The sequence below is a fragment of the Nonomuraea sp. NPDC046570 genome (assembly GCF_040645915.1).
Taxonomy (GTDB): Bacteria; Actinomycetota; Actinomycetes; order Streptosporangiales; family Streptosporangiaceae; genus Nonomuraea.
The window spans coordinates 53,173-77,360 of the sequence record NZ_JBEYZF010000014.1 but is presented as its reverse complement, the minus strand read 5'-3'; the positions used below and the strand labels follow the sequence as shown (position 1 = coordinate 77,360).

At 70.2% G+C, this 24,188-nt stretch carries 23 protein-coding genes; 5 read left to right on the top strand and 18 right to left on the bottom strand.

Annotated elements, in window-relative coordinates:
- Nucleotides 1-30: 30 nt before the first annotated feature.
- The 9 genes from ABZ911_RS22830 to ABZ911_RS22790 are packed head-to-tail and all read right to left on the bottom strand — an operon-like array spanning nt 31 to nt 11,552.
- On the bottom strand, nt 31-1,704 hold the full coding sequence (locus ABZ911_RS22830; protein WP_358059096.1) for a glycogen debranching protein: 1,674 nt from the start codon (nt 1,702-1,704) through the stop codon (nt 31-33).
- A 1-nt stretch (nt 1,705) separates the two neighbouring features.
- Complete coding sequence (locus ABZ911_RS22825; protein ID WP_358059093.1) at nt 1,706-2,527, bottom strand: carbohydrate ABC transporter permease; 822 nt, start codon at nt 2,525-2,527, stop codon at nt 1,706-1,708.
- An 11-nt stretch (nt 2,528-2,538) separates the two neighbouring features.
- Nucleotides 2,539-3,471, bottom strand: a complete 933-nt coding sequence (locus tag ABZ911_RS22820) for a sugar ABC transporter permease (RefSeq protein WP_358059090.1) — start codon at nt 3,469-3,471, stop codon at nt 2,539-2,541.
- Nucleotides 3,471-4,766, bottom strand: coding sequence for a sugar ABC transporter substrate-binding protein (locus ABZ911_RS22815; protein WP_358059087.1), 1,296 nt, complete (start codon nt 4,764-4,766; stop codon nt 3,471-3,473). The genes ABZ911_RS22820 and ABZ911_RS22815 overlap by 1 nt, the downstream gene beginning before the upstream one ends.
- A 19-nt stretch (nt 4,767-4,785) precedes the next feature.
- Nucleotides 4,786-5,526: an SDR family NAD(P)-dependent oxidoreductase gene (locus tag ABZ911_RS22810; RefSeq protein ID WP_358059084.1), complete on the bottom strand. Its 741-nt coding sequence runs from the start codon at nt 5,524-5,526 to the stop codon at nt 4,786-4,788.
- A complete protein-coding gene (locus ABZ911_RS22805) occupies nt 5,523-6,668 on the bottom strand; it encodes an NAD(+)/NADH kinase (protein WP_358059081.1) in 1,146 nt (381 codons plus the stop codon). Before ABZ911_RS22805 ends, ABZ911_RS22810 begins: the two co-directional genes overlap by 4 nt.
- Nucleotides 6,665-8,221, bottom strand: coding sequence for an aminomethyl-transferring glycine dehydrogenase subunit GcvPB (gcvPB, locus tag ABZ911_RS22800; RefSeq protein ID WP_358059078.1), 1,557 nt, complete (start codon nt 8,219-8,221; stop codon nt 6,665-6,667). The genes ABZ911_RS22805 and gcvPB overlap by 4 nt, the downstream gene beginning before the upstream one ends.
- Nucleotides 8,218-9,582, bottom strand: a complete 1,365-nt coding sequence (gene gcvPA / locus ABZ911_RS22795; protein WP_358059076.1) for an aminomethyl-transferring glycine dehydrogenase subunit GcvPA — start codon at nt 9,580-9,582, stop codon at nt 8,218-8,220. Before gcvPA ends, gcvPB begins: the two co-directional genes overlap by 4 nt.
- The gene (locus tag ABZ911_RS22790) at nt 9,579-11,552 is read right to left on the bottom strand and encodes a beta-galactosidase (protein ID WP_358059073.1); all 1,974 of its coding nucleotides are present in this window, start codon (nt 11,550-11,552) and stop codon (nt 9,579-9,581) included. The genes gcvPA and ABZ911_RS22790 overlap by 4 nt, the downstream gene beginning before the upstream one ends.
- 111 nt (nt 11,553-11,663) lie before the next feature.
- Here ABZ911_RS22790 and ABZ911_RS22785 point away from each other — a divergent pair, with 111 nt between their 5' ends.
- Nucleotides 11,664-12,302: a GntR family transcriptional regulator gene (locus ABZ911_RS22785; RefSeq protein ID WP_358059070.1), complete on the top strand. Its 639-nt coding sequence runs from the start codon at nt 11,664-11,666 to the stop codon at nt 12,300-12,302.
- Here ABZ911_RS22785 and ABZ911_RS22780 read toward each other — a convergent pair whose 3' ends face one another.
- Together ABZ911_RS22780 and ABZ911_RS22775 are read right to left on the bottom strand one after the other, a co-directional pair.
- Nucleotides 12,303-13,376, bottom strand: a complete 1,074-nt coding sequence (locus tag ABZ911_RS22780; protein ID WP_358059067.1) for a hypothetical protein — start codon at nt 13,374-13,376, stop codon at nt 12,303-12,305. It lies immediately after the preceding gene.
- Nucleotides 13,376-13,885 carry a sigma-70 family RNA polymerase sigma factor gene (locus ABZ911_RS22775; RefSeq protein WP_358059064.1) on the bottom strand — a complete coding sequence of 170 codons (510 nt, stop codon included), beginning with the start codon at nt 13,883-13,885 and terminating at the stop codon, nt 13,376-13,378. Before ABZ911_RS22775 ends, ABZ911_RS22780 begins: the two co-directional genes overlap by 1 nt.
- A gap of 97 nt (nt 13,886-13,982) precedes the next feature.
- On the opposite strand from ABZ911_RS22775, the gene ABZ911_RS22770 reads away from it, so the two are divergent.
- From ABZ911_RS22770 to ABZ911_RS22760, 3 genes are all read left to right on the top strand, one after another.
- Nucleotides 13,983-14,954: a pirin family protein gene (locus tag ABZ911_RS22770; protein WP_358059061.1), complete on the top strand. Its 972-nt coding sequence runs from the start codon at nt 13,983-13,985 to the stop codon at nt 14,952-14,954.
- 130 nt (nt 14,955-15,084) lie between these two features.
- Nucleotides 15,085-16,218, top strand: coding sequence for a histidine kinase (locus ABZ911_RS22765; protein ID WP_358059058.1), 1,134 nt, complete (start codon nt 15,085-15,087; stop codon nt 16,216-16,218).
- Complete coding sequence (locus ABZ911_RS22760; RefSeq protein ID WP_358059055.1) at nt 16,215-16,874, top strand: response regulator transcription factor; 660 nt, start codon at nt 16,215-16,217, stop codon at nt 16,872-16,874. The genes ABZ911_RS22765 and ABZ911_RS22760 overlap by 4 nt, the downstream gene beginning before the upstream one ends.
- A gap of 13 nt (nt 16,875-16,887) precedes the next feature.
- On the opposite strand, the gene ABZ911_RS22755 is transcribed toward ABZ911_RS22760, so the two are convergent.
- The 7 genes from ABZ911_RS22755 to ABZ911_RS22725 all read right to left on the bottom strand — a co-directional run bounded on the left by ABZ911_RS22755 (nt 16,888) and on the right by ABZ911_RS22725 (nt 23,494).
- The gene (locus ABZ911_RS22755) at nt 16,888-17,457 is read right to left on the bottom strand and encodes a superoxide dismutase family protein (RefSeq protein WP_358059052.1); all 570 of its coding nucleotides are present in this window, start codon (nt 17,455-17,457) and stop codon (nt 16,888-16,890) included.
- 70 nt (nt 17,458-17,527) lie between these two features.
- Nucleotides 17,528-17,803 (bottom strand): 4a-hydroxytetrahydrobiopterin dehydratase, encoded by a 276-nt coding sequence (locus ABZ911_RS22750; RefSeq protein WP_358059049.1) that lies wholly within the window; start codon nt 17,801-17,803, stop codon nt 17,528-17,530.
- 9 nt (nt 17,804-17,812) lie between these two features.
- Nucleotides 17,813-18,718, bottom strand: coding sequence for a carbohydrate ABC transporter permease (locus tag ABZ911_RS22745; RefSeq protein ID WP_358059046.1), 906 nt, complete (start codon nt 18,716-18,718; stop codon nt 17,813-17,815).
- A 1-nt stretch (nt 18,719) separates the two neighbouring features.
- Nucleotides 18,720-19,634 carry a sugar ABC transporter permease gene (locus ABZ911_RS22740; RefSeq protein WP_358059043.1) on the bottom strand — a complete coding sequence of 305 codons (915 nt, stop codon included), beginning with the start codon at nt 19,632-19,634 and terminating at the stop codon, nt 18,720-18,722.
- Nucleotides 19,635-19,638: 4 nt separating this feature from the next.
- Nucleotides 19,639-21,087, bottom strand: coding sequence for an N-acetylglucosamine/diacetylchitobiose ABC transporter substrate-binding protein (gene ngcE / locus ABZ911_RS22735; protein WP_358059040.1), 1,449 nt, complete (start codon nt 21,085-21,087; stop codon nt 19,639-19,641).
- A gap of 266 nt (nt 21,088-21,353) precedes the next feature.
- Nucleotides 21,354-22,571 carry an aminotransferase class III-fold pyridoxal phosphate-dependent enzyme gene (locus ABZ911_RS22730; protein WP_358059037.1) on the bottom strand — a complete coding sequence of 406 codons (1,218 nt, stop codon included), beginning with the start codon at nt 22,569-22,571 and terminating at the stop codon, nt 21,354-21,356.
- A gap of 2 nt (nt 22,572-22,573) precedes the next feature.
- The gene (locus tag ABZ911_RS22725; protein WP_358059035.1) at nt 22,574-23,494 is read right to left on the bottom strand and encodes a PfkB family carbohydrate kinase; all 921 of its coding nucleotides are present in this window, start codon (nt 23,492-23,494) and stop codon (nt 22,574-22,576) included.
- 66 nt (nt 23,495-23,560) lie between these two features.
- Between ABZ911_RS22725 and ABZ911_RS22720 the strand changes: the two genes are divergently transcribed.
- Entirely contained in the window at nt 23,561-24,151 is a 591-nt protein-coding gene (locus ABZ911_RS22720; RefSeq protein ID WP_358059032.1) for a TetR/AcrR family transcriptional regulator, read from the top strand.
- Nucleotides 24,152-24,188: the final 37 nt, after the last annotated feature.

Below are 24,188 nucleotides of genomic sequence, written 5' to 3'. Positions count from 1 at the left end.
CCGTTTCGCGGCACCCCCGTCGGGCGCCTCTCAACCGGAGGTCGGAGCGGGCACCTCCGCTTCGACATGCCCCGCCGGATTCGCGTCGCGGGCCGCCAGGTCGATGAACAGGGCGGCCGACCAGCCGAAGCCCGAGGTGGCGCGGGCCGCCCGGGTGCCGGTCAGCGGGTTCCAGTACTCGTACAGGCCGCCGCCGTCGCGGACCATGGCCAGGGTGCGCCCGGTCAGCTCGTCGGCGTCCGCGTCGTATCCGGACCGGCGCAGGCCGTCGATCAGGAGGTAGTTCACGTTGAGCCACACCGGGCCGCGCCACATCGCGTCCTGGTCGAACAGCGGGTCGTCGAAGGCGACCGTCGGCACCGGGCGTTCGCCCCAGAAGCTCGGCGACCGCAGGTCCGCCACCAGCTTCGCGGCGATCTCCCGTGGCAGGCGGCCGGTGAACAGCGGCATGAGGTCCAGGGCCGTTCTGGTCGCCACTTCCTCGCCTCCGGCGAGCGTGGTGAAGCGGGCGCCCGTCCAGCGGCGGCCGACCAGCAGGTCGGTGTGCTCCTGCGCCTTCACCCGCCAGGCCGCCGCGTCCTCCTCGCGGCCCAGGGCGGCGGCGATGTCGGCCAGGCGGTCGTACTGCAGGGCCAGGTAGGAGTTCAGGTCGGGGGGTTCGGCGCGGGGGCCGTGGTCCCAGATGGGGCTGTCGTCGAGGCCGGAGGAGTACGGGTGCAGGTACTCGGCCAGGCCGTCGCCGTCGGGGTCGGAGTGCGCCAGCCACCAGTTCTGCGAGCGAACCAGCGGCTCATAGACCTCGGCGAGGAAGTCCAGGTCGGGCGCGACCTCGTGGATCTTCCAGACGGCCCACGCGGTGAGCGGCGGCTTGGTCACCGGCACGACCCCGCCCACCGGCTCACCGGCGCCCTGGCTGCTGGAGGCGGTGGTCGCCTGGCCGACGTGCTGGGCCAGGCGGAGTTGGTCGGAGCGGGGGAGGTCGGTGGTTTCGGACAGGGTGCCGTGGTCGTGGACCACGTCGGGGATGAGGCCGTCGGGGCGCTGATGGTCGAGCAGGATGCGGATCTGGTCGCGGGCCAGGGCGGGGTCGGCGTGGCGCAGGGCGATGGCGTGGAAGTAGGAATCCCAGTTCCACAGCCCGACATATCCGTACTTGGAGGGGATCAGCGACTCGCGGCCCTGGATGTCGACCAGGTTGACGGCGAGCGTCCACCAGGCCATCTCGGCCCGCTCCCGCAGATCCTCCCGGACGGCGGGCATCCGGCCGAACCACTCCGCCCACCGCGCCCCGGCCTCGCGCAACGCCTCGGCGCCGTCGTGCTCCCCCACACCGACCAGCGCCAGGCACCCGTCCACCACCGAGGACCCGCCATCCCAGACCGCCGTAACCGTACCGGCCAACGCGGCCTCGCCGTCCGAGACCGCCAGGGCCGCCGCGGTAGCGCTCACCAGGACGAGGGTTTCGGGGTCGGCGAAGGTCAGGCAGGTGCCGTCCGCGTACTCGACGCGGTCCGGTAGCGCCCGCCGTACCGGCAGCTCTTGGGTGCCCGCGTAGAGGCGCAGGCCCGTGAGGACGGTGGTGTCGGAGAGGCGGGTCTCGTAGGAGGCGCGGGCGATCCACAGGGAGCCGTCGTCGGCCGCCATCACCAGCAGGCGGGAGCCCCGGTCGGTGAAGGGGCGTTCGCGTAGGTCGAGGGTGAACACTTCAGCGTCCTCCGAGGCCGGACGCGGCCATCGAGTTGATGATCCTCCGCTGGCCGATCAGGAAGGCGATCAGCGTGGGCACGACCGCGATCGAGGAGGCGGCCAGGATGAGGCCGTAGTCGATCGCGCCGTACTGCTTGGCGTAGGTGGCCAGCAGCAGCGGCACCGTGAACAGTTCGGGCGTGTTGAGGAAGATCAGCGGGAAGAAGTAAGAGTTCCAGGCGGAGAGGAAAGCGATGATGCCCATCGCCCCGAGGCCCGGCTTGATGTTGGGCAGCACGACCCCCCAGAAGATCGTCCAGCGGTTGGCGCCGTCGATCCTGGCCGCTTCCTCCAGCTCCACCGGAACCGCCCGGATGAACTGGCGCAGCAGGAAGACGGCGAACGGGTTGGCGATCGTGGGCACGATCAGCGACATGTGCGAATCCACCCAGCCGATCTCGGCCAGCATCAGGTAGAGCGGGACGATCGTCACCTGCGGCGGCACCATCTGGGTGGCCAGGAAGACCACGAACAGCGCGCCCGAGCCCCGGAACTTGATGCGGGCGAAGGCGTAGGCGGCCATCGCCGAGGTCAGCAGCGTCAGGGCGACGTTCAGGACCGCGATGTAGAAGCTGTTCCAGAAAGCGCCCAGGGCGTTGCTTCCCGTCACCACGTCCACGTAGTTCTGCGGCAGCCAGGGGCTGGGCAGCCAGGCGGTCGGGTCGTTGAGCATCTGGTGCGTGCCCTTGAAGGACGTCAGGAACATCCAGACAAAGGGGAACAGCATCAGGAGCCCGCCGATGGTCAGCGAGACGTGCAGGGCGACCTGCCTGGTTCGCATGGCGGATTTCCCTAGGAGTCGTAGTGGACGAAGCGCTTCTGCGCCGCGAACTGGATGAGGGTGACGATCAGGGTGAGAAGCAGCAGCAGGATCGAGGCGGCGCTGCTCATGCCGAACTCGAAGTCGCGGAAGCCGAGCTCGTAGACCCGGAACACGATCGTCTGCGCGCCTTCGTTGTCCTTCGGGTCGACCAGCACGTAGATCAGGTCGAACGCCTGCAGGGAGCTGATCACCGCGACGACCGTGGAGAAGAAGATCGTGGGCGACAGCAGCGGAAGCGTGACGCGGCGGAAGGTCTGCAGCGCGCTCGCCCCGTCGATCCTGGCCGCCTCGAAGACCTGCGGCGGGATCGTCTGCAGACCGGCCATGAAGATGACCACGTTGAGCCCGAGCGAGGACCAGATCGTCACGATCGCGATGGAGACGATCACCCACTCGGGGCTGCCCAGCCAGTCGGGGGCGGTGATGCCGAACCACTTCCGCAGCGAGGTGTTCAGCACGCCGTTCTCGCCATCGGCCAGGATGACCTGCCAGATCAGCGCGACCGCGACCGAGCTGGTGACGACCGGCATGAAGTACAGCACCCGGTAGAAGCTGCTGCCCTTGATGCTGTTGAGCGCCACCGCGATGAGCACCGCAAGGGACAACCCCACCGGCACGGTGATCAACGCGATCTTGATGGTGTTCCAGACGGCCCGCCCGAACATCGGGTCGCTCAGCTGGGTGGCGAAGTTGTCGAAGCCGACCCACTTCTGCTCGTCGATCCCACCCCACTGCATGAACGCCAGCACCACGGCGAGCCCGAGCGGCACGATCAGGAACACGACCAGCCCCACCACCTGGGGAGCGAGGAAGAAGGCGGCCCACAGGCCGTCCCGGCTCCTGACCTTCTTGGCGGGAGAGGTCTTGGCCGGGGCGGTCCTGGGGCGGCTGAGTGTGGCCACTAGCCGAGCTTGCCTTCAACGAGTTTCTGCAGCTCCGTCATGCCCTGGTCGAAGGGCAGCTTGCCCTGCCAGACCTTCAGGAGGTGGTCGTTGATGTCCGCGGTCAGACCTGGCACGGCGACCTCCTCCGGGTAGTTGGCGAAGCCGTTGTCACGCACGTCGATCAGGGTCTGCGCGTGCTCGGGGTAGCCGTCCAGGACGACCGACTCGGCGCCCTTGATCGACGGGACGCCGCCGCCGCCCTTCATACGGGCGATCTGCCCGTCCTTGCTGACGAAGGTGGACAGCCAGGCGAACGCCTCCTTGCCGTGCGGGGTGTTCTTGTTGATCGCCAGGTAGGAGGCGGCCACCGCGCCCAACATCGGCTTGCCGTCCGGCGACGGGAAGGGGACGACGTCGTAGTTGGCCTTGTCGCCGCCCTTCTTGATGATGTCGATCACCCAGCGTCCGCCGGCGTAGAAGCCCGCCGTGTGCTTGAGGAACTGAGTGTTGCCGCCGTTGCTGGCGGGCTGCAGGTCAACGGAGACGAAGGTCTTGTCGGCGTAGCCCTTGGTCAGGGTCTGCAGCGCCTCGCGGGCCTTCGGGTCGGTGGTGGCGGTGAACTTGCCGCCGTCCCACGCCTTGCCGCCGAAGCCGTGGATCATGCTGTAGGTGGAGCCGTACCAGTTCCAGAACAACGAACCGGACTTACCGGCCTTGACCAGCTGCTGACCCATCTCCAGGTACTTGGGCATCGTCCACTGACCCGCGGCGTAGAGCTCGGCCGGGTTCTCGGTGATGCCGGCGTCCTTGAGGGCCTTCTTGTCGAACCAGAGGACCTCGGGGTTGACGTCGTTCGGGACGCCGTAGATCTGGCCGTCCTTCTTGGCGCCGCCGTACACGCCCTCGAAGAAGTCCTCAGGCTTGCTCTTGGACTCCGCGCTCGCGAGTTTGTCGTTGAGCGGAGTCAGGACACCGGCCTGGACGAACCTGCCGATGTTGTCGTCGCCCACGAAGAAGACGTCGGGCGCGGTCTTGCTGGTGAGCTGGGTGAGGAGCTTGGGGTGGTAGTCCTCGTACTTGGCCACCGGCTCCAGCTTGAGCTTGATGTTGGGGTTCTTGCTCTCGAACTCCTTGACCAGGGGCTCGTAGAGCTTCATGTCCTCCGCCGATCCCCAGGCCGACCAGCGGATGGTCACCGGGCCGTCGGAGGCGTCCTTTCCGCCGGAGCCGGGCACGCCCGGTGCGCCGCCGCCGCCACTGCACGCCGTGGCAGCGATCGTGAGGAGGCCGATGACGGCTGCCGCACGCTTCATGTCTTACTCCTGAGGGGGGTTAGGCGAGCCCGCCGCCGTCGACGACGAGCGCTGATCCGGTGATGTAGCTGGCGGCGTCACTCGCCAGGAAGAGCACGGCCTGAGCGATCTCCTCGGGGCTGCCCGAGCGACCCATCGGCCGGTCGGCGGCGTCCTTCTCGAACGCCGCCCAGTCCTCGTTGAGCTGCTTGGCCTCTTCGCGCAGCATCGGGGTGTCGGTGTCGCCGGGATTGACGGAGTTGACCCGGATCCCGGCCTTGGCGTGGTCGATGGCCAGGGCCCTGGTCATGTTGACGACGGCGGCCTTCGACGCGCAGTAGGAGATCGCGTTGCCGCCGCCCTTGAGGCCCCAGCCGGAGCCGGTGTTCACGATCGAGCCGCCGCCGGTCATGGCGGGGATCGCGTACTTGCACATCAGGAACACCGAGCGGACGTTCACCGCCATCACCCGGTCCCACTCCTCGACGTCCAGGTCCAGGGCGGTGGTGCGGCGGATGATCCCGGCGTTGTTGAACAGCACGTGCAGGCCGCCGAAGCCGTCGACCGCGGTCCGCACGATCCGGCGGCAGTCCTCCGGGCTGGACACGTCGGCCTGGACGGCGAGGCCGCCGATCTCCTTGGCGACGGCCTCGGCACCCGCGCCGTCGATGTCGGCGACGACGACCTGGGCGCCCTCCTCGGCGAACAGCAGCGCGGTGGCCCGGCCGATGCCCGAGGCCCCGCCGGTGACGATCGCCACCTTTCCGGTCAGTGTGTTCACAAGTTCTCCTCACTCGCGGCGGCGATGCGGTAGACGGTGCTCTCGCGGTATCCGGTGATCACCTGGACGTGTCCGGCGAGCTTGTGGTCCAGGTCCTCCTCGCCGGTGTCGGCGAGCAGCGGGCGGCCGTTCAGCGCGGCCAGCTTCTGCTGGGTGGCCAGCACGACCAGGTTCTGTACGGCCCGCAGCACCCGGGGCGAGAGCTGCTGGTTACCCCGGCCGAGCACGAAGCCCTGCCCGCCGATCACCGACAGCACCGCGACCGCCTCATGGCCGTTCACCAGCGCGAACAGCTCGGCCTCGGTGACGTCGGAGGCTACCAGGCGGGACCTGCCCTCCTGGTACTCGACCACGTCCACGCCGAGCAGCGTGGTGACCAGGTCGAGCTCGCGACCCACCGCCGTCGTGGTGGCGCCAGGGCCGAGCACATAGCGGACGCCGGGCCGCATCCGCGCCACCACTTCGCCCGCGATGCCCTCCACGGTGGCGGGGGCAGCGCTGCTGGACCCGGTCTTCCGGCCGGACAGCCGGGCCCGGTCGGCGGGTACGGCGAGCACTCCGTACAGGCGGGGGCTGACCCGCCCGTGCCGGTAGCGCTCCTCGTCGAGATCCACCACCTCGGCCTCGGCCCGTCGGGGCGAGGCCGCGTAGTCCGCCGCGGCGAATCCGGCCGCCGCCGGGCTGAGCGCGAAGCACCCGGAGTAGACCTTCACCCCGGCCGGGACGCCCAGCACGGGAGGCGCGCCGACGCCGAGCCCGCGCACGGCGTCGAGCACGTCGCGCGCGGTGCCGTCTCCCCCGGCGAACAGCAGCAGGTCCACATCCTTGAGCGCGATCACGGCCGCCCGCGTGTCAGCGGGCGTCGTGACCGGGGACGCCGGGAGCCCTACCAGGTCGAAGACGGCACCGGACGCCTGGGCGCTGTGCTCACCCATGGCGCCGGGGACGGTGACGATCCGGGTGGCCGGGTGCCGAGACAGCAGGGTGCGCACGGCGTGCGCGGCCCGGTTCGCCGCCTGCGGCGTGGCGCCCCGGCTGAGCGCCTCCCGCTGCACCTCGGCGCCGTCGCTGCCCTTGAGTCCGACCGCCCCGCCGAGCCCGGCGACCGGGTTCACCACCAGCCCGACGGTGAACGGACTCATTGGGGTTCGCCGCGCAGGTGCTTGCGCACGTACGCCCGCCAGGTCGGCGCCCACTGCTTCGGGTCGTCCAGCGGAGTCATATCGATCTTGTGCACGGTCTGGTTGTACGGCGCGCCCTTGACGAACTCGGGATCCGCCCGCGCCTCGTCGGCCACGTGCGCCAGGATGGCCGCGTACTCGTCGAGGTCCTCCATGGAGTACGACTCGGTCGGCTCCAGGGTGAACGGCTCGGGGACCACGTACGGGTGGTGGCTGGTCCAGTAGTGGACGCCGAAGTCGGCCGCCCGCACACCGATCTCCTCGGAGTGCACGCCGGTCTCCTCGGACAGCTCCTGCCAGGAGTAGCGCACCTGCTCGACCCGCCGCTTGTCCCACGGAGCCGAGGCACCGGGAATCTGCAGCACCTTGTGCATCAGGTAGTTGTTGTTGAGCACCGCCGTCTCGGCCACCTCGCGCAGCCCCTCGGCGCCCATCGCCATGATCCACGCGTAGGCCCGCACGACATTCGGGGTGACCCCGAGGAACGGCCGGATCTTCCCAACCGACATTTCCGGAAATGTCAGCGTAAAGCGGTCGTCGGTGCGGTCCACCATCGGTCCCGGCAGGAACGGCTCCAGCTCCGGCGAGACGCCGCACGCTCCGGCCGCGGGGCCGCCGCAGGCGTGCGGCGTGGAGAAGGTCTTGTGCAGGTTGAAGTGGCACAGGTCGAACCCGGCGTCGCGGGCCCGGGTGATGCCCAGGATGCCGTTGGCGTTGGCCTGGTCGTAGCAGGCCAGCCCGCCCACCCCGTGCACCAGCTCGACGAACTCACGGATTCGCGGGTTGAAGATCCCGGTGTCCTCGGGGTTGGTGATCAGCAGGGCGGCCGTGCGCGGGCCGACCGCGGCGCGCAGCGCCTCGATGTCCGGGTAGCCGTCGGCGTCCGGCATCAGCGTGATGACCTCGTACCCGGCCGTCTTGGCGCAGGCCGCGTTCGACGGGTGCGAGAACATCGTGGTGATGACCTGGTCGCGGTGCCCCTCGCCGCGAGCGGCGTGGTAGGCGCGGATCATCGCGATGTTGGCGTAGATGGCCGCCGACCCCGACCCCGGCTGCAGCGACACCCGCGACATGCCGGAGATCTCCGCCAGCATCCGCTCCAGCCGCCAGTAGACCTCCAGCACGCCCTGGACGGTGTCCTCGTGCTGCAGCGGATGCAGCTCCGCGATCATGTTCGCGAACTGGTCGTTGACCTTGGGGCTGTACTTCATCGTGCAGGTGCCCTGGCCGACGTCGATGTTCAGGTCGACGCCCAGGTTCTCCTGCGACAGCCGCAGGTAGTGCCGCAGCACGTGCAACTGCGCCATCTCCGGCAGCCTGGGCGGCTCGGCCCGCCGTACACTCTCCGGCAGTTCCACCTTCTCGGCCCCGGCCTCCGGTACGGCGAGCCCGCGGCGGCCGGTCTTCGACAGCTCGAAGATGATCGGCTCGTCCCAGCGCGCCTGGTGGAAGCGGCGCAGCGGCGGCTTCGGCGCGATCGGCAGTTCGGCGAACGGTTCGGCCTGCGAGCTCACAGCGCCTCCTTCACGGCCTGGACCAGGCGGTCGATGTCGGCGATGGAATGCCGCTCGGTCACGCAGACCAGCAGCGTGCGGTCGTCCAGCGGGACGCCGCCGTAGATGTTCTCGGCGCGCAGCGCGGCGAGCAGCGCGTGGGCGTCGGGCACCCGGATCGCGAACTCGCGGAAGTGGACCGCGCCCGCGTGCAGCACCTCGGCGAACTTGGCCAGCGCGTCCATCGCGTAGCGGGTGCGGGCCAGCACGACCTCGCCCAGGTCCTTCATGCCCTGCGGGCCCATGAGGGCCAGGTAGACGCCGGCGGTGATGCCCCACAGGGCGGCGGCGGTGCCCACCCATTCCTTGCCCTCCTCGCGCAGGGCGAAGGAGGTGCGGTCGTAGAAGACGTCGCCGAAGCCGTACTCGCCGGGGACCTTGGTCGGCGCGATGCCGAACAGCCGCGACGGGAACTCGGCGACCAGCCGCTCGTGGTCGTGGGTGGCGATGTACCCGGCGTGGCCGCCGCCGTAGTTCTGGTGGATGCCGAGCGACTGGATGTCGCCGCAGACGATGTCGGCGCCGTAGGCGGCGGGCGGGGCCAGCACGCCCAGCGAGATCGGGTCCGCGCCGACGACCAGCAGCGCGCCGTGGGCGTGCGCCAGGTCGGCCAGCTCACGGCCGCGGGTCTCGACGACGCCGTACACGTTCGGCGTCTCCAGGTAGATCGCGGCGAAGGACTCGTCGAAGGGCACCCGGGCGGCGTCGGCCGTCAGGATCCGGCCGTCCACCACGCGGGCGAACTCGCCGTCGTCGTCCGTGGCGGCCAGCACGATCTCGATGTCCGGGGCCAGGAAGTCACGCAGCTTGCTCAGCTTGTCGCCGCTGATCGCCGCGCCGACCAGCACCTTGGCGCGGCCGGTGTACCTGGCCGCCATCCGCAGCGCGGTGCCCGCCGCCTGGAACCCGTCATAGGTCGGGACGTTGACGACGTCCATCTCCAGGAGCTCGCCCATCATGCTGACGTACTCGAACAGCGCCTGGAAGCGGCCGTGGTCCTCGTACGGCTCGCCCGCGTAGGCGGTGAGGAACTCGCTGCGCGAGTTGACCTCGTCGCAGACCGCGGGCACGTGGTGCGGGTAGCAGCCGTGGCCGAGGAAGCTCAGCGCCTGCACGGTGTCGGTGGTGTTGCCGAGCAGGCCGCGCATGTGCCTGACCAGGTCGTACTCGGCGACGAACGGTTCGGGCAGGTCGAGCGGGCGGTCGAGGCGCAGGTCCGCCGGGATGTCCGCATAGAACTCCTCGACGCTCGGCACGCCGATCGCGGCGAGCATCTCGGCCCGCACGCCCGGTTCGGCGTTCGGGATGTATGGGTGGGTCACGAGTCTCCTTCGAGGCGCAGCACTACGGCGTCGCGGGGTTCGAGCCGGATCTCACCGTCGAGATCCCGCCCGGTCAGCAGGTCCCGTCCCGGCCCGCGCAGGTGCACGCGGCGGGCCGAAGTCGTGTGGTTGAGCAGGAAGAGGTAGCCGTCCCGGCGGGTGGCCTCCACGCCGTCGGGCACGTCGGCCACCGGCCGTACGCCCGCCCTGGCGAGGACGTCGTCGAGGATCGGCCGCACGTCGTCGAGCAGGCAGCTCAGGTAGGTCGTCCGCCCGTTGCGGGTGATCGCGGGCCGCCCGTCCAGGTCGCCGCCCGCGTAGTGCGCGAGGACCTCGGCGTCGAGGACCCGGATCCACTCGGCCCACGTCCGCGCGGACATCTCGGCGTCCCGCGGGCCCGTGCCGACCACCGACTGGACGACGCCGTCGGACAGGGGCCAGAACTCGTCCACCGTGACGCCCAGCAGGTCGCGGAGCGGGCCGGGGGCGCCGCCGTCGTGGACCTGGTCGGCCGCGTCGACGACGCCGCTGAACGGGCCGACCACGAGTTCGCCCTGGACGGCGGCGAGCGACTCGGCGTGCTCCGGTGTGCAGAGGTAGAGGTTGGGCGCGATCACCAGGCGGTATCCGGACAGGTCGCGGCCGGGTGGGGCGAGGTCGACCTGGATGCCGCGGGCGTGCAGGGGGGCGTACCAGCTGAGCAGGAGGTTTTTGAGTTTGAGGCGGTTGGAGGGCATCGACTCGGGGGCCTCCAGGCCCCACCAGCTCTCCCAGTCCAGGACGAGCGCGACGTCGGCCTTCGTCGTGGTCCCGGCGATCTCGGCGAGGGCGCGCAGGTCGGCGCCGAGGCCGAGGGTGTCCTGCCAGCCGCGGGTGGCGGTGCCGCCGTGCGGGAGCAGCGCGGAGTGGAACTTCTCGGGGCCGTACTTGGCCTGGCGCCACTGGAAGAACATCACGCCGTCGGAGCCGTGGGCGAGCGCCTGGAGGCTGTGCAGGCGCATCAGGCCGGGCGGTTTGGGCGCGTTGACCTCGCGCCAGGAGACGGCGCCGGGCGCGGACTCCAGCAGCAGCCAGGGGCGCTGCTTGAGGGAGCGCATGAGGTCGTAGCTCATCGCCACGGCGACGTGGGAGTCCGGGTCGGCGGGGTCGGGGTAGGCGTCGTCGCTGACCAGGTCCTCGGCGGCGGCCCAGGTCCAGTAGTCGAGGCCGTGCAGGATGCTCATGAAGTTCGTGGTGACGGGGACGTCGGGGGTGATCTCCCTGAGCACGGCCTTCTCCGCCGCGAAGCACTCCAGGAGGGCGTCGCTGCTGAAGCGGCGCCAGTCGAGGACCTGGGCGGGGTTGATCGGGCCCGGGGCGGTGCGGGGCGGGTTCACCTGGTCGAGCGAGGTGTAGTGCTGGCCCCAGCAGGAGGTTCCCCAGGCGGCGTTGAGCCCGTCGACGCACTCGTACCGCTCCGCCAGCCATTTCCGGAAATGTCGGGCGGACTCATCGCAGAAGCATTCGAGGGTGTGGTCGGCGTACTCGTTGCCGATGTGCCACATCGCGAGCGCGGGGTGGTTGCGGTAGCGGGTCGCCAGGGTGCGCGCCAGCCGTACCGCGTGCTGCCTGAACAGCGGGGAGCTGGGGCAGTAGCCCTGGCGGGAGCCGAAGTCGAGGCGGACGCCGTCGGCCGTGACCGGCATGACCGACGGGTGGTCGCGCACCAGCCAGGGCGGTGGCGTCGCGGTCGCGGTGGCCAGGTCGGCGGCGACGCCGTGCGCGTGCAGCAGGTCGAGCACACGGTCCAGCCAGCCGAAGTCGTACTCGCCTGGACGCGGTTCGAGGCGCGACCACGAGAAGACCGCGACCGTCGCCAGGTTCACCCCGGCCTCCGCCATCAGGCGGACGTCCTCGGCCCACACCTCCTCCGGCCACTGCTCAGGGTTGTAGTCCCCGCCGAACAGCAGCCCCGGCACCCGGGTCAGCACCTGTCAACCTCCACTTGCGCGAGTAATATATTGTGCACAGAATTCATAGTGCAGTATTTTGCATCACGTCAAGAGTTAAGATGCGGACGTAGATCAACTGGAGGAGAGGTCATGGCGATCGAGCGACGTCCGCTTCGCGAGCAGATCAGGGAAGAGCTTCTGCTCAGGCTCGGCAGGGGCGACTTCGCCGCAGGCACCGACGTCAACGAGGCCGCGCTCGCCGCCGAGCTCGGCGTCAGCCGTACACCTTTGCGTGAGGCGCTGATCACGCTGGCCGGCGAGGGCGTGCTGGAGAGCAACCAGGGCCGGGGGTTCCGGTTCGCGCCGGTCAGCCGCAAGGAGTTCAGGGAGCTGTGCGAGATCGTCGCCGCGCTGGAGTCGCTGGCGCTGTCCACCTCCGACCCCGCCTACCTCAAGGAGATCGGCCCCGAGCTGCTGCGCCTGGCCAACGACTTCCCCGACCCGGTGGCCGAGCAGCAGGTCATAGAACGCCACGACGACGAGTGGCACGACCTGCTGCTCAGCGGCTCGTCGAACGAGCGGCTGCTGGATCTGATCACCAGCGTGAAGGCCGGGATGCGGCGCTACGCCCACCTGCTGGCCGGCTACGACGCGCCGCTGGAACGCGAGGCGGCCGAGCACTGCCGCGTCGCCGAGCTGCTCGTCGCCGGCGACCTGGCGGGCGCCACGGAGGCGCTGCGCGACAACTGGGTCAACGGCATGGAGCGCATGCTGTCGCGCATCCCCTGACTACCAGGTGGCCTCGAAGGACTTCCCCTTCGGCAGCCCGGACAGCGGGATGCGGACCGGCCGGTCGCCGTCCAGGCGGGCGGGCGCTCCGCCGCGGACGAAGCCGAGCAGGACACGGCCCGTCGCGTCGTAGTCCGTCGGGCTGAACCACTCCTTCACGACCCGCTCGCCCACCTGCTTGCCAGTGCTCGTGGAGAACTCGACCAGGTGCGGAATGCCCCTCCCGCCTCCTTGCTGGGTCACGAAGGTCGATCCGCCGGGCTTGACGGCGGGGAACGTCGACCGCCCGTCGACCACCTTGCCGTCCAGCAGATCCCGGCCGGGTCGCGTGGTGTCGAGCAGCCTGGTCTCACTCCCCACCGGGCGCTCGTCCAACCAGGAGAACACCAGCGTGCGGCTCTCCCCCGACCACGCCATGCGGTAGCTGACCCCCGCTTTGGCCGTACGCCAGCGGCGTACCTGCCCGCTGCCCACGTCCGCGACGCGCACGTCGTCGGTGGTGCTGCGGACGCTGTAGGCGAGCTTGCGCCCGTCGGGCGAGACGGCCAGCGCGTCCAGCCCCCTGACGCGCGGATCCGCCGGGATCGGCAGCGCCTCCTGGCGGCCGATCCGGCCGTCCGGCGTCAGCGTGAGCCGGTAGAAGCGGATGGCGGCCGCCTCGCGCTCGCGTCCGGCCAGGAAGAACGTGCGTCCGTCGCCGAGTCCCGCGACCCGGCTCTCAGCGAGCACGGGCAGCTCGGCCGTACGCCGACCCGTTCCGCTGTCGTAGACGCCCAGCGGCCCCCGCTCGGCCACGGACCCGGTCCCGGCCGCGCCAAGGGTCACCACGGCGCCGACATAGAACGGCGGCGTGGCGGCCGGGGTGACCACCACCGGCTCCCGAGGCTCGTCCCGCACGGCCACGGTGACCCCGGCCACCAGCGCCACGATCGCCACCGCCACCACGATCGGCGCGACCCACCCGAAGCGCACGGCCCGGCGCCGCGCGGGCAGCGCCGGCACCACCCCTTCCTCCTGTACGGCCCGCGCCCTGGCGTGCATGGCGTCGCGCAGCCGGTCCTCGATGACGCTCATCAGGCGTTTCCTCCCAGTTCCCGGTTGAGCCTGGCCAGCGCTCTGGCCGTGGTCGAGCGGACGGTGCTCTGCCGGACCCGCATGGTCCTGGCGATCTCGGCTTCGGGCAGGTCCAGGTAGAAGCGCAGCACCAGCGCCTCCCGCTGGCGCCCCGGCAACCTGCGCAGCGCGTCCAGCACCTCCCGGCGCGACTCCCCGAGCAGCGCGGCGGCCTCCGCCGACTCGACCGCCCCCCTGGCCCGCTCGGTCCTGCGCAGCGCCACGGCGCGCCGCCTGAGCACCGAGCGGGAGCCGTTGAGCACGCAGGTCCTGACGTAGGCGAGGGTGAGCACCCCGGGATCGCGGCCGTGCAACCGGGCGAAGACGTCCTGGACCACGTCCTCGGCCGTCTCCCTGTCGCCGACCAGGAGCACCGCGAGCCGGATCAGCTCCAGCCGGCGCTCCCGGTACAAGGCCGCCAGCCGCGCCTCGGCGAGGGCGGGTGGCGGCCGGGATGTCTTCACGTTCATGCTCTGGGAACGCGCACCTTCCCCGATCCGCTGCTCCCGTGGAATAGTTGAAATCTAAACTTGGTTACATGGCCAGACGCCCAGAAAGGAGCACGACATGCCCGCCGTGACCGTAGAGAACACCCTGACCCTGCCCCGCCTCCCCGAGCCGGTCGCGGCGGCGCCGGAGCGCAAGGTGCTGGCCGTGGAGACCGCGCCCAGCGGCTTCGAGGGCGAGGGCTTCCCCGTCCGCAAGGCGCTGGCCTCGATCAAGCCGTCCTACCTCGACCCGTTCATCATGATGGACCAGATGGGCGAGGTGGACTACGCGCCGGGCGAGCCCAAGGGCACGCCCTGGCACCCGCACCGCGGCTTCGAGACCGTCACCTACATGATCGACGGGGTGATGGACCACCACGACTCCAACGGCGGCGGCGGCACGATCACCGACGGCGACACCCAGTGGATGACAGCAGGCGCGGGAATCCTGCACAAGGAGGCACCGCCGGAGTGGCTCGTCCAGCAGGGCGGGCTCTTCCACGGCATCCAGCTCTGGGTGAACCTGCCCGGCGCCAAGAAGATGATCGCGCCCGCCTACCAGGACATCGGCCGCTCGAACGTGGTACTGCTGAGCAGCCACGACGGCGGCGCGCTGGTCCGGCTCATCGCCGGCGACCTGGCCGGACAGGTCGGCCCCGGCAGCACGCAGACGCCGATCACGATGCTGCACGCGACGATCAGCCCGGGCGCGCGGCTGACCATGCCGTGGCGTCAGGACTTCAACGCCCTGGCGTACGCCCTGTCGGGCCACGGCACCGCCGGCCCGGAGCGGCGGCCGATCAGCTCGGGTCAGCTCGCCGTGTTCGACGGCTTCGGCAACCGGCCCGGCCTGACCACCTCGGGCCAGACCATCACGATCTCCGCGAGCGCCAAGGAGACGCTGGAGGTCATCGTGCTCGGCGGCGAGCCGATCGGGGAGCCGGTCGCGCACTACGGCCCGTTCGTCATGAACACCAGGGCCGAACTGCAGCAGGCCTTCGAGGACTACCAGGCGGGCCGCCTGGGCTCGATCCCCGCCGGGCACGCCTGACGCCCGTACACCGTCCGGTGTAGCTCCTACCCCGGACGGTGCAGGCGGGAGTGACGATCAGTGGAGGACGCGGGGGCCGCCGCCGTCGCCCTAGCGTGGCGGCGTCACCCCCGACGAGAGGATCCCCCGCATGGGCGAATCGGCGAGCCCGCACACCCCCTTCCACGTCCGTCACTCCGCCCGGCTGCTCGACGTCGCCCTGGCCCTGGGCACCGTGGTCGGTGTCATCACCGGCGTGGCGGCGGCCGAGTCGCACATGAGCTCCCGGACCGATATCCCGGTCGCGCTCTTCCTGGGCGCGATTCTGCTGGTCAGGCGGCGGTGGCCGATGGCGGTGCTGCTGCTGTCCGTCGCGGCCGTCTTCGCCTACCGCCTGACCGACGACTTCGAGGGCGGCTGGATCTGGCCCGCCTCGGCCGCGTACTTCACCGCCGCCGCCACCCCGCTGGTGCGCTGGGTGGCCGCGATCGGCGGAGCCCAGCTCGTCTACGCCGCCGTGGACTTCTGGCCGGTCCTCGGCAAGACGCCGAGCCGCTTCTACGTCCACATCCTCGGCGAGGGCCTGCTGCTGGCGCTCCTGCTGGCCGCCGGCGTCGCCTACGCTGCCGCGCTGCGCTGGCGCGGACGGCTGAACCAGACCGACCTCAGGGTCCGCGCCGCCGAGGAGCGGCTGCAGGTCTCCCGCGAGGTCCACGACATCGTCGCGCACACGCTGGCCGTCGTCGGCGTCCACCTCAACGTCGCCGCCGACGCTCTGCGGGAGGCCCCCGACGAGGCGGCCGACGCCCTGCGCACCGCCCAGGAGGTCAGGAACAGGGCGATGACCGACCTGGCCTCGCTCATCGGCGTGCTGCGCGACGCCCCCGCCGGCACCGTGCCGCAGCCGGACCTCGCCTCGCTCGGCACACTCGCCGAGGACGCCCGCGCTGCCGGGCTGAGGGTGGAGCTGCGCGAGCAGGGCGACCGCTCGGCCGTGCCCGCGGCGCCCGCCGTCGCCGTCCACCGCATCGTCCAGGAGTCGCTCACCAACACGCTCAAGCACGCCGGAGCGACCGCGGTCGAGGTGACGATCACCTACCGGGCGAACGCGGTCACCGTCGAGATCGTCGACGACGGCGAGAGCGCCGCCGATGCCTCCGACGGGCACGGGCTGGTCGGCATGCGGGAGCGGGTGAGCGCTCTCGGGGGCACGCTCACCACCGGTCCCGCCGCGGGCGGCTACGCGGTCAGGGCCGAGATCCCTGTGGCAGGCTCGACGGCATGACGATCACGGTGCTCCTCGCAGACGACCAGGCGCTCGTCCGGGCGGGCTTCCGTAGCCTGCTGAGGCGCTCGCGGGACCTCACGGTCGTCGGCGAGGCCGCATCCGGCGACGAGGCGGTACGGCAGGCCGCCCGCCTCCGCCCCGACGTCGTGCTGATGGACATCCGCATGCCCGGCACCGACGGCATCACCGCCACCCGCCGCATCCTCGCGGAGACCGACAGCCGGGTGATCATCCTGACCACGTTCGACACCGACGACCACGTGTTCGCCGCCCTGCGCGCCGGGGCCAGCGGCTTCCTCACCAAAGAGGTCGAGCCCGGCGAACTGCGGAAGGCGGTGACGCTGGTGGCGGCGGGCGAGGGGCTGCTGTCTCCCGGCGTGACCCGGCGGGTCGTCGAGCAGTTCGCCCTCGGGGCGGGCCCGGCCGCGGGCGCGGCCGGGCAACGGCTGTCGGCACTGACCGGACGAGAACGCGAAGTGGTACGGCTGGTCGCCCTCGGCCTGTCCAACGACGAGATCGCCCAGCGCCTGGTGATCAGCCCGCTCACCGCCAAGACCCACATCACCCGCGCGATCGCCAAGCTGGAGGTCCGTGACCGGGTCCAGCTCGTCATCCTGGCCTACGAGAGCGGCCTCGTACGCCCGGGCGGGTGAGCGGTCAGGCGGGTCAGCGCGGGGAGAGGGTCAGGCAGGCGGCGCGGGAGCCCGCCGTGCCCGCCGAAGGACCCGTGGAGACCGTGGGCTCGGCATGGATGACCAGGGAGCGGGGCAGGCGGTCGGGGTCGAGGGCCCAGTCGTTGCGGGAGCTGGCGTTGGCCGCGCCCGAGCCGTCGGTCTTCAGGTCGAGCCAGACCTCGTTCTCCGCAGTGGCGTGCTTGCCCTGGTGCTGGAAGTGCGGCCCCGCGTCGTCCGGCTTGGGGCCGCACGGGTTGACGTGCAGGTGCACGCCGTACTTCCGGTTGGGCAGCAGGCCCTCGACCACCACCGAGGACAGCGTGGTGCCGCCCGTGGACTCGGCCGACACGCTGGCCTGCGCGCCTTCGGGGACGAGCTTGCGGTCGTAGACGATGGCGGTCTTGCCGTCCGGCGTGAACTGGCCACTGCCGGAGATCGTCACCACACCGGCGGCCGGTGTGGACGCCGTCCCGCCGGGTGAGGGCGGGGCGGCGTCGAGGGCCGGGCCGGACTGGGCGCAGCCCGCGGCGAGCAGGACGAGCAGGAACGCCGGCAGGCGCATGGCATCTCCCCTGACCACGAACCCGCGGTGCGAGCTCTGGGGCGACCCACTCTAGCCAGTAACAGTGGAGCTACGCTCCGTGTTTGGCGGCAATCTCGTCGATCTGCCCCGCCAGGGTGAAGTCGAGCTCGGTCAGCGCCCCCTTGTCGTGCGTGGTCAGCGCCAGGTGCAGCTTGCGCCACCGGATGTCGATGTCGGGGTGATGGTTGAGCTGCTCGGCCCGCTCGGCGATCTCGTCGACGATGCGGATGGCGGTCGGGAAGTCCGGCGCGGTGACCGTGCGCCGGATCTCGTCGCCTTCCCGCCGCCAGGCGGGTACTTCACTCAGTTTCGCGTCCACGTCCATGGGCTCACGTTACTTCAGTGCTCCTGAGGCCAGGCCAGACTGGATCTGGCGTTGGAAGATGATGTACACGATCACTACCGGGACGATGGAAATGCTCAGCGCGGCGAACAGGCCGGGCCAGTCCGCCTCGTACCCGGCGATGGTGGAGATGTCGGCGATGCCCTGGGTGATGACCCACTTGTCCTTGGCGCCCGCGAGCAGGACCAGCGGAAGCAGGTACTGGTTCCACTGCCCGAGCACGTTGAAGACGGTGATGCTGATCATGCCGGGCTTCGCCATGGGCAGCATGATCTGGAAGAACGTCCGGGTGTGCGACGCTCCGTCGATCATGGCCGCTTCGGCGACGGCCGTCGGGAGCGTCCTGAAGAACGCCGCCAGGAAGAACACGGTGAACGGCAGCGAGTAGGCGATGTACACCAGCACCAGGCCGGTGTGCGTGTTCAGCAGGCCGACCTGGTCGACCACGAAGAACAGCGGCACCAGGGCGAGGAACACCGGGAAGGCCATGCCAGAGACGAACAGGTAGAAGATGAACCTGTTGCCGACGAACTTGTACCGGGCCAGCACGTAGGCGGCCATCGAGCCGAACAGCATGGTCCCCGCGGTGCCGAAGAAGACCACGATGACGGTGTTCAGCATGTACCGCCCGACGCTGGCCTTCTCCCAGGCTCGCACCCAGTTGCCGAAGCGCAGTTCGGCGGGCAGTTGCAGGGCGTCGCCGAAGATCTCGGTGTTGTTCTTGAAGGAGGCCAGCAACGTCCAGAGCAGCGGCAGGATGATCAGCGCCGCCCAGACGAACAGCGCGAGGTGCGACAGGCCGCCGAACACGTTCGGACGGCGCCGCCTGGCCGGCCGGGCGGGCGCGGGCGCCTCGGCCGGGGGATCGATCGGCGGGTCTACGAGCTTCAGCGCCATCTCACAACTCGATCTTCTCGCGTCGCGTGACCCGCAGGGTCATCACCGCGAACGTGATGGTCAGGAAGAACAGCACGACCCCCATGGCGGAGGCGTAGCCGAACTTGGAGTAGGTGAAGGCCTCCTTGTAGATCTCCACGGCGAGCACCGAGGTGGCGCCGTCGGGACCGCCCCGGTCCATCGACAGCACGTTGACCAGGGCGAAGCAGTCGAAGGCCGCGATGCCGAGGTAGACCCAGCCCACCTGGACGGTGTCCCAGAGCAGGGGCAGGGTGATGCTGAAGAACAGCCGGAACCGGCCCGCCCCGTCGAGCGCCGCCGCCTCGAAGACGTCCTTCGGGATGGCGGCCATGCCGGCCGAGAACAGCACCACGTAGAAGCCGACCGCCTGCCAGACCATCACCGCGAGGATCGAGCCGAGGGCCAGGTTCGGCTCGGTCAGCCAGCCGACCGGCTCGACGCCGAGCCTGATCAGCACCCCGTTGATCACACCGTTCTCGTCGGGCCGGTAGACCGCCTTGAAGAGCACGCTCACCACGGCGACGGCGAGCACCTGGGGCAGGAAGAAGATCACCCGGTAGAACTTCGAGCCCCACACGCCCCGCATCACGCCACCACGCTGCCCGCCGCCCAGGTTGATCAGGAAGGCGAAGAAGAGCGCGATGGCGATCGTCACGAGTGGCAGGACGAGCAGCACGACACCGTGGTTGCGCAGTGCCTGCCAGAACACGTCGTCGTTCCACAGCCTGACGAAGTTCTCCAGGCCGATGTACTCGGGAGTCCTGGCGATTCCCTTCCAGTTGGTCAGCGTTATCTGGAACGCCTGGGCGTACGGACTGATCACGAAGACCGTGTAGAGGGTGACCGGCACCACGAGGAAGCCGGCGATGAAACCGTACCTGCGCAACCGCTCCATGGACCTAGGCGTTCCGGGTCTGCTTGGAGACGGAGGAGTCGGCCTTGACCTCGTCGGCCTTCTTCTGCACGTTCTCGATGAACTCGTCGGTGTTGATCCGGCCCGCCATCACCGCGTTCACCTGGGTGTTGGAGTAGTCGAACAGTTCCTTGTACCAGCCCTCGTAGCGGGCGTCGGTGATCACGTTGGTGCCCACGGCGTCCTGCAGCTTGGCCGCGCTGACCATGCCCGGGGGCAGTTCGAGGCCCTCGGCGGCGCCGTTGACGACGGTGAGGTTCTTGGTCCTCTCGGTGAAGCCGCGCGCCCCTTCCTTGGAGAGCATGATGCGCAGGTACTCCAGCCCGCCCTGCGGGTTCTTGCCCTTCGCCCCCACGACGAAGTTCTCCCCGACCCCGATCATGATCGCCCCGTACGGCATGCGGTCCATCCCGGTGACCTCCGGGACCGGCGCGAGCGCGTACTCGAAGTCCTTCGGCTTGTCCTTGACCATCTCGTTCTCCAGCCAGGACCCGGTGGGGTAGAACAGCACCTTGTGCTGCAGGTGCTTGATCTGGGTCTGGGTGTGGTCGAGGCCGAAGTAGGACTTGTCGCCGTACTTTGTCTGGATCTCCACCCACGCGTCGACCGACTTCCGGATCGCGTCGGCCTTCCAGGCGTTGTCGACGAGGTTGTCGATGTCGATCAGGACCTGGTTGCCGCCGATCTTCGCGGCCGTGTAGAGCAGGTTCCAGGTCTGGTAGTACGGCCCGACCTGGCCGGGGTAGGCGAACAGGGCGATGCCCTCCTTTTTCGCCTCCTCGCCGAGGGCCTTGAACTCGTCCCAGGTCTTCGGCACCATCCAGCCCTTGGCCTGGAAGAGCTTCGCGTCGTACCACAGGCCGCGGTGCGAGACGTTGTAGTTGAGGACGAGGTCCTTGCCGTCGATCTTGGCGTTCTCCAGCACACCCGGCGTGACGATGTCCCTGATCTTCTTGCCGGGGTCGTCGATCGAGGGCGCGTCGAAGAGCGGGGTCAGGTCGGCCAGGTGCCCCTCGGCGGCCAGCGCGGCCAGGTCGAGCGCCTCGGGTCCCGAGTTGTTGATCACGTCGGGCACGTCGCCGCTGACCAGGCGGGGCCTGAGCTGGGTGCCGATCTGCTGGGTCGCGACGTGCTTGACGCTGACACCGGCGAACGCCTTGGTGTACAGCGCCTCGTGCACTTCCTTGGCGTAGGCGTCGCCGAAGCCGCCGCTGAAGATGACCACTTCGAGCGGCTTCTTGGCGTCGACGCCGAACGGGTTGGTCGCCGAGACGAGGCCGGAGGCGGTGGCCGCCGCGGACGGGGCGGCGGACGGCTTCTCGGCCGCGCCGGTGGCGCACGCGCTGAGCAGGCCGGCGCCTGGACCGGCGACGAGCGCGGTCAGCCCGATCCGGCGGAGCAGCTGACGCCGTGTGATCTCTCCCGGGTGGGTCATGGGGGGCACTCCTGGATGAGGGATCAATTAGGAAAGTTTCCTAAACGTTTGCCTGAACGTACGGACGTCCGGCGAGCCCCGTCAAGGGGGTGCAACACAGACGTGACCTTGGATTGGTCTGGTCTGGAGCCTTCTTCTGGATAGAAGGTAAGACTTCCGACATATCGACCATGCCTTCGGTGCCGCACCATTCGAGCAGGAGCGCAGGGCCACCGTCTACGCCCACGAGGCGGTATCCACCCGCTTCGACCGATACGTCCTAACAATCAGCGGCCGAGGTGCCCGCGGGTCTCCGCGAAGGCCCGGTCGGTGCCCTCCAGCGCCTGGCGCACGTCCTGCTCGGTGTGCGCCGCCGACATGAACCAGTTGTGCCATGGGTGCAGGTACACGCCGTGGCGCAGGCAGGCGTCGCTCCAGTACATCGCGGTCGACAGGTCCGCGTCGCCGTCGAAGCTGAGCCACGGGATCGTCACCGGTCCCGTCTGGTTCACCGTGAACCCGTGCGCCTTGGCCTGCTCGTGCAGCCCGTCGCGGAGCAGCGTGCCGGCCCGCTCCATGGCCGCGATCCCGGCGCCGTCGCGCAGCGTCTCGATGGTGGCCTTGGCCGCCGCCATCGCCACGGCCGAGAACCAGAACGAACCGGTCGAGTACAGGGTCTGGGCCGGGCCGCGCAACGCGTCCACGCCGGTGACCGCCGCGATCGGGTAGCCGTTGGCCATGGCCTTCGACCAGGCCGTCAGGTCCGGCCGTACGCCGTAGGGCTCCCAGGACCCGCGCAGGTCGATCCTGAAGCCCGCCCGCACGTCGTCGATCACCAGGGCCGCGCCGAGCCGGTCGGCCAGCGCCCGCGCGCCGCGCGCGAAGGCGGGCTCCACCAGCTCCTGGTCCTCGAAGGAGTCGTGCTTGAACGGCGTCACGATGATCGCCGCGACGTCCCCCTCGACGGTGGCCGCGGCGGCTTCGAGCGACTCCAGCGAGTTGTAGGCGAACTCGACCAGATCGGCCCGCTCGTTCGGGGTGGTGCCCGCCAGGCTGGGCGTGCACCACGGGTCGGCGCCGTGGTAGGCGCCGTGCGCCATGAGCACCTTCGTCCGGCCGGTCGCGGCGCGGGCCACCATCAGCGCCTGGGTGGTGGCGTCGGTGCCGTTCTTGGAGAACATCGCCCAGTCGGCGCTCGGGATCGTGTCCACCAGCAGTTCGGCCAGCTCCACCATGACCGCGCCCGGCCCGTTGAGGCAGTCGCCCTTGGCGCGCTGGCGGGCCGCCGCCTCCTCCACGCGGGGGTGGCGGTGCCCCAGCACCACGGGGCCCCAGCTGCACATGAAGTCGATGTACTCGCGCCCGTCGGCGTCCCACTGTCGGCAGCCCTCGCCGCGCTCGAAGAACTGCGGGTAGCCGGGGGCGAACAGCGCCGCGTTCAGGTGGCCGTACATGCCTCCGGGCACGACCTTGAGCGCGCGCTCGCGGAGTTCGGCGTCGGTCATGGTCAGTCTCCCAGCAGTGCGAGCGTCGATTCCAGGTCGGTGAGGCCCGCGTCGGACCCGAGTCCCGTCGCCACGCACGCCGCGGCGGCGGTGCCCCAGCGGGCGGCGGTGAGCGCGTCGTGCCCGTGCAGCAGGCCGGTGACGAATCCCGCGCAGTAGGCGTCGCCGCAGCCGGTGGTGTCGCTGACCGCCACCTTCAGCGCGGGCACCCGCGTCACGTCCCCGGTGGTCGCGACCAGGCTGCCATCCTCGCCTAGCGTGACGACCACGCCGCGCGGCCCCTCGGCCAGCAGCGCCGCCGCGGCGGCCTCGACGTCGGCGGCGCCGGTCATCGCCAGCGCCTGCGCGTCGTTCGGCAGCACGTAGTCCACGTGCGGCAGGAAGGCCCTGGCCAGGCCCAGCAGGTCGGGCATCTCCGACAGCAGGTCCATCGTGACGATCGTGCCGCCGGACCTGATCTCGTCGAGCAACGCGAAGAACGCGGGGTCGCCGAGGCCGAACGTGACGTCCATGCCGCCCAGGTGCACCGCCCGCGCTCCGCGCAGCAGGTCAGCGTCCACATCGGCGGGGGTCACGCCGAGGTTCGCGCCGGGCACGTGGAAGCTGGGGCGCCCGCCGTCCGGCCTGATCGGCAGGATCGACGCGGCGGTCTGCTCGCCGGTACGGCGCGCGATCCCGGAGACGTCGACGCCGTGCCTGGCCATGATCATGAGCAGGAAGTCGCCCAGCTCGTCGTCGCCGATCGCGCCCACCGAGCTCACCTGGTTGCCTAACCTGACCAGGTCGACGGCGGTCCCCGCGGCGGCCCCGGCGGCGGTGAGGCGGATCTGGTCGACGAGCACCGTGTCCTGCCCTGCGGGGATGCGCTCCACCGGCCTGGCGAGGATGTCGACGATGTGCACGCCAAGCGTGACGACGGTCATGGCGCTTAGTAGACAGACGTCCGAAATAAAAGTCAATATGCTGCTGTCCTGCCCGAGGAGGACCTGATGCCCAAGATCGTCGATCACGACGAGCGCCGCCGCGAGGTGCTGACCGCCGCCCGCCGGGTGATCGTCAGGGACGGCATCGACGCCGCCACCACCCGGGCGATCGCCAAGGAGGCCGGGTACTCCAACGGCGTGCTCGCGCACTACTTCGACGACAAGGACGACATCCTGCTGTCCGCGCTGCGCCAGTCCCACCAGCGCATCCGCGACCGCCTCACCCGTCGGGTCCAGGGCGTCTCCGGCCTGGCCGCGCTGCGCGAGGTGCTGCTGGACAACCTGCCCCTGGACGCCGAGCGCACCCAGGAGACCCGCCTGGAGGTCAGCTTCTGGAGCCGCAGCCTGGCCTCCGACCACCTGGCCGAGGTCCAGCGCTCGGAGGCGGCCGAACTGCGCGCGGCCGTCCGCGCCCTGCTCGGCGAGGCCCGCGATTCCGGCGAGATCACCACGGAGGAAAACCTCGACGACCTCGCCGAGCATCTCCTGGCCCTGATCGACGGCCTCAGCCTGCACCTCCTGCTCTACCCCGACCGCCTCACCCGCGTCGACCTGGAACGCCTCCTGCTCTCCACGCTGGACCGCCTGACCCGCTGACCGCCCATGGATTTAGGTCGGGCGGCCGACTAAGTTG

Excerpts from the sequence above, each read along its gene's own strand:
- ABZ911_RS22825 (WP_358059093.1), bottom strand. The coding sequence starts at position 2,527 with ATGCGAACCAGGCAGGTCGCCCTGCACGTCTCGCTGACCATCGGCGGG.
- ABZ911_RS22815 (WP_358059087.1), bottom strand. The coding sequence starts at position 4,766 with ATGAAGCGTGCGGCAGCCGTCATCGGCCTCCTCACGATCGCTGCCACG.
- ABZ911_RS22805 (WP_358059081.1), bottom strand. The coding sequence starts at position 6,668 with ATGAGTCCGTTCACCGTCGGGCTGGTGGTGAACCCGGTCGCCGGGCTC.
- ABZ911_RS22785 (WP_358059070.1), top strand. The coding sequence starts at position 11,664 with ATGGCGATCGAGCGACGTCCGCTTCGCGAGCAGATCAGGGAAGAGCTT.
- ABZ911_RS22780 (WP_358059067.1), bottom strand. The coding sequence starts at position 13,376 with ATGAGCGTCATCGAGGACCGGCTGCGCGACGCCATGCACGCCAGGGCG.
- ABZ911_RS22775 (WP_358059064.1), bottom strand. The coding sequence starts at position 13,885 with ATGAACGTGAAGACATCCCGGCCGCCACCCGCCCTCGCCGAGGCGCGG.
- ABZ911_RS22770 (WP_358059061.1), top strand. The coding sequence starts at position 13,983 with ATGCCCGCCGTGACCGTAGAGAACACCCTGACCCTGCCCCGCCTCCCC.
- ABZ911_RS22765 (WP_358059058.1), top strand. The coding sequence starts at position 15,085 with ATGGGCGAATCGGCGAGCCCGCACACCCCCTTCCACGTCCGTCACTCC.
- ABZ911_RS22760 (WP_358059055.1), top strand. The coding sequence starts at position 16,215 with ATGACGATCACGGTGCTCCTCGCAGACGACCAGGCGCTCGTCCGGGCG.
- ABZ911_RS22755 (WP_358059052.1), bottom strand. The coding sequence starts at position 17,457 with ATGCGCCTGCCGGCGTTCCTGCTCGTCCTGCTCGCCGCGGGCTGCGCC.
- ABZ911_RS22750 (WP_358059049.1), bottom strand. The coding sequence starts at position 17,803 with ATGGACGTGGACGCGAAACTGAGTGAAGTACCCGCCTGGCGGCGGGAA.
- ABZ911_RS22745 (WP_358059046.1), bottom strand. The coding sequence starts at position 18,718 with ATGGCGCTGAAGCTCGTAGACCCGCCGATCGATCCCCCGGCCGAGGCG.
- ABZ911_RS22740 (WP_358059043.1), bottom strand. The coding sequence starts at position 19,634 with ATGGAGCGGTTGCGCAGGTACGGTTTCATCGCCGGCTTCCTCGTGGTG.
- ngcE (WP_358059040.1), bottom strand. The coding sequence starts at position 21,087 with ATGACCCACCCGGGAGAGATCACACGGCGTCAGCTGCTCCGCCGGATC.
- ABZ911_RS22730 (WP_358059037.1), bottom strand. The coding sequence starts at position 22,571 with ATGACCGACGCCGAACTCCGCGAGCGCGCGCTCAAGGTCGTGCCCGGA.
- ABZ911_RS22725 (WP_358059035.1), bottom strand. The coding sequence starts at position 23,494 with ATGACCGTCGTCACGCTTGGCGTGCACATCGTCGACATCCTCGCCAGG.
- ABZ911_RS22720 (WP_358059032.1), top strand. The coding sequence starts at position 23,561 with ATGCCCAAGATCGTCGATCACGACGAGCGCCGCCGCGAGGTGCTGACC.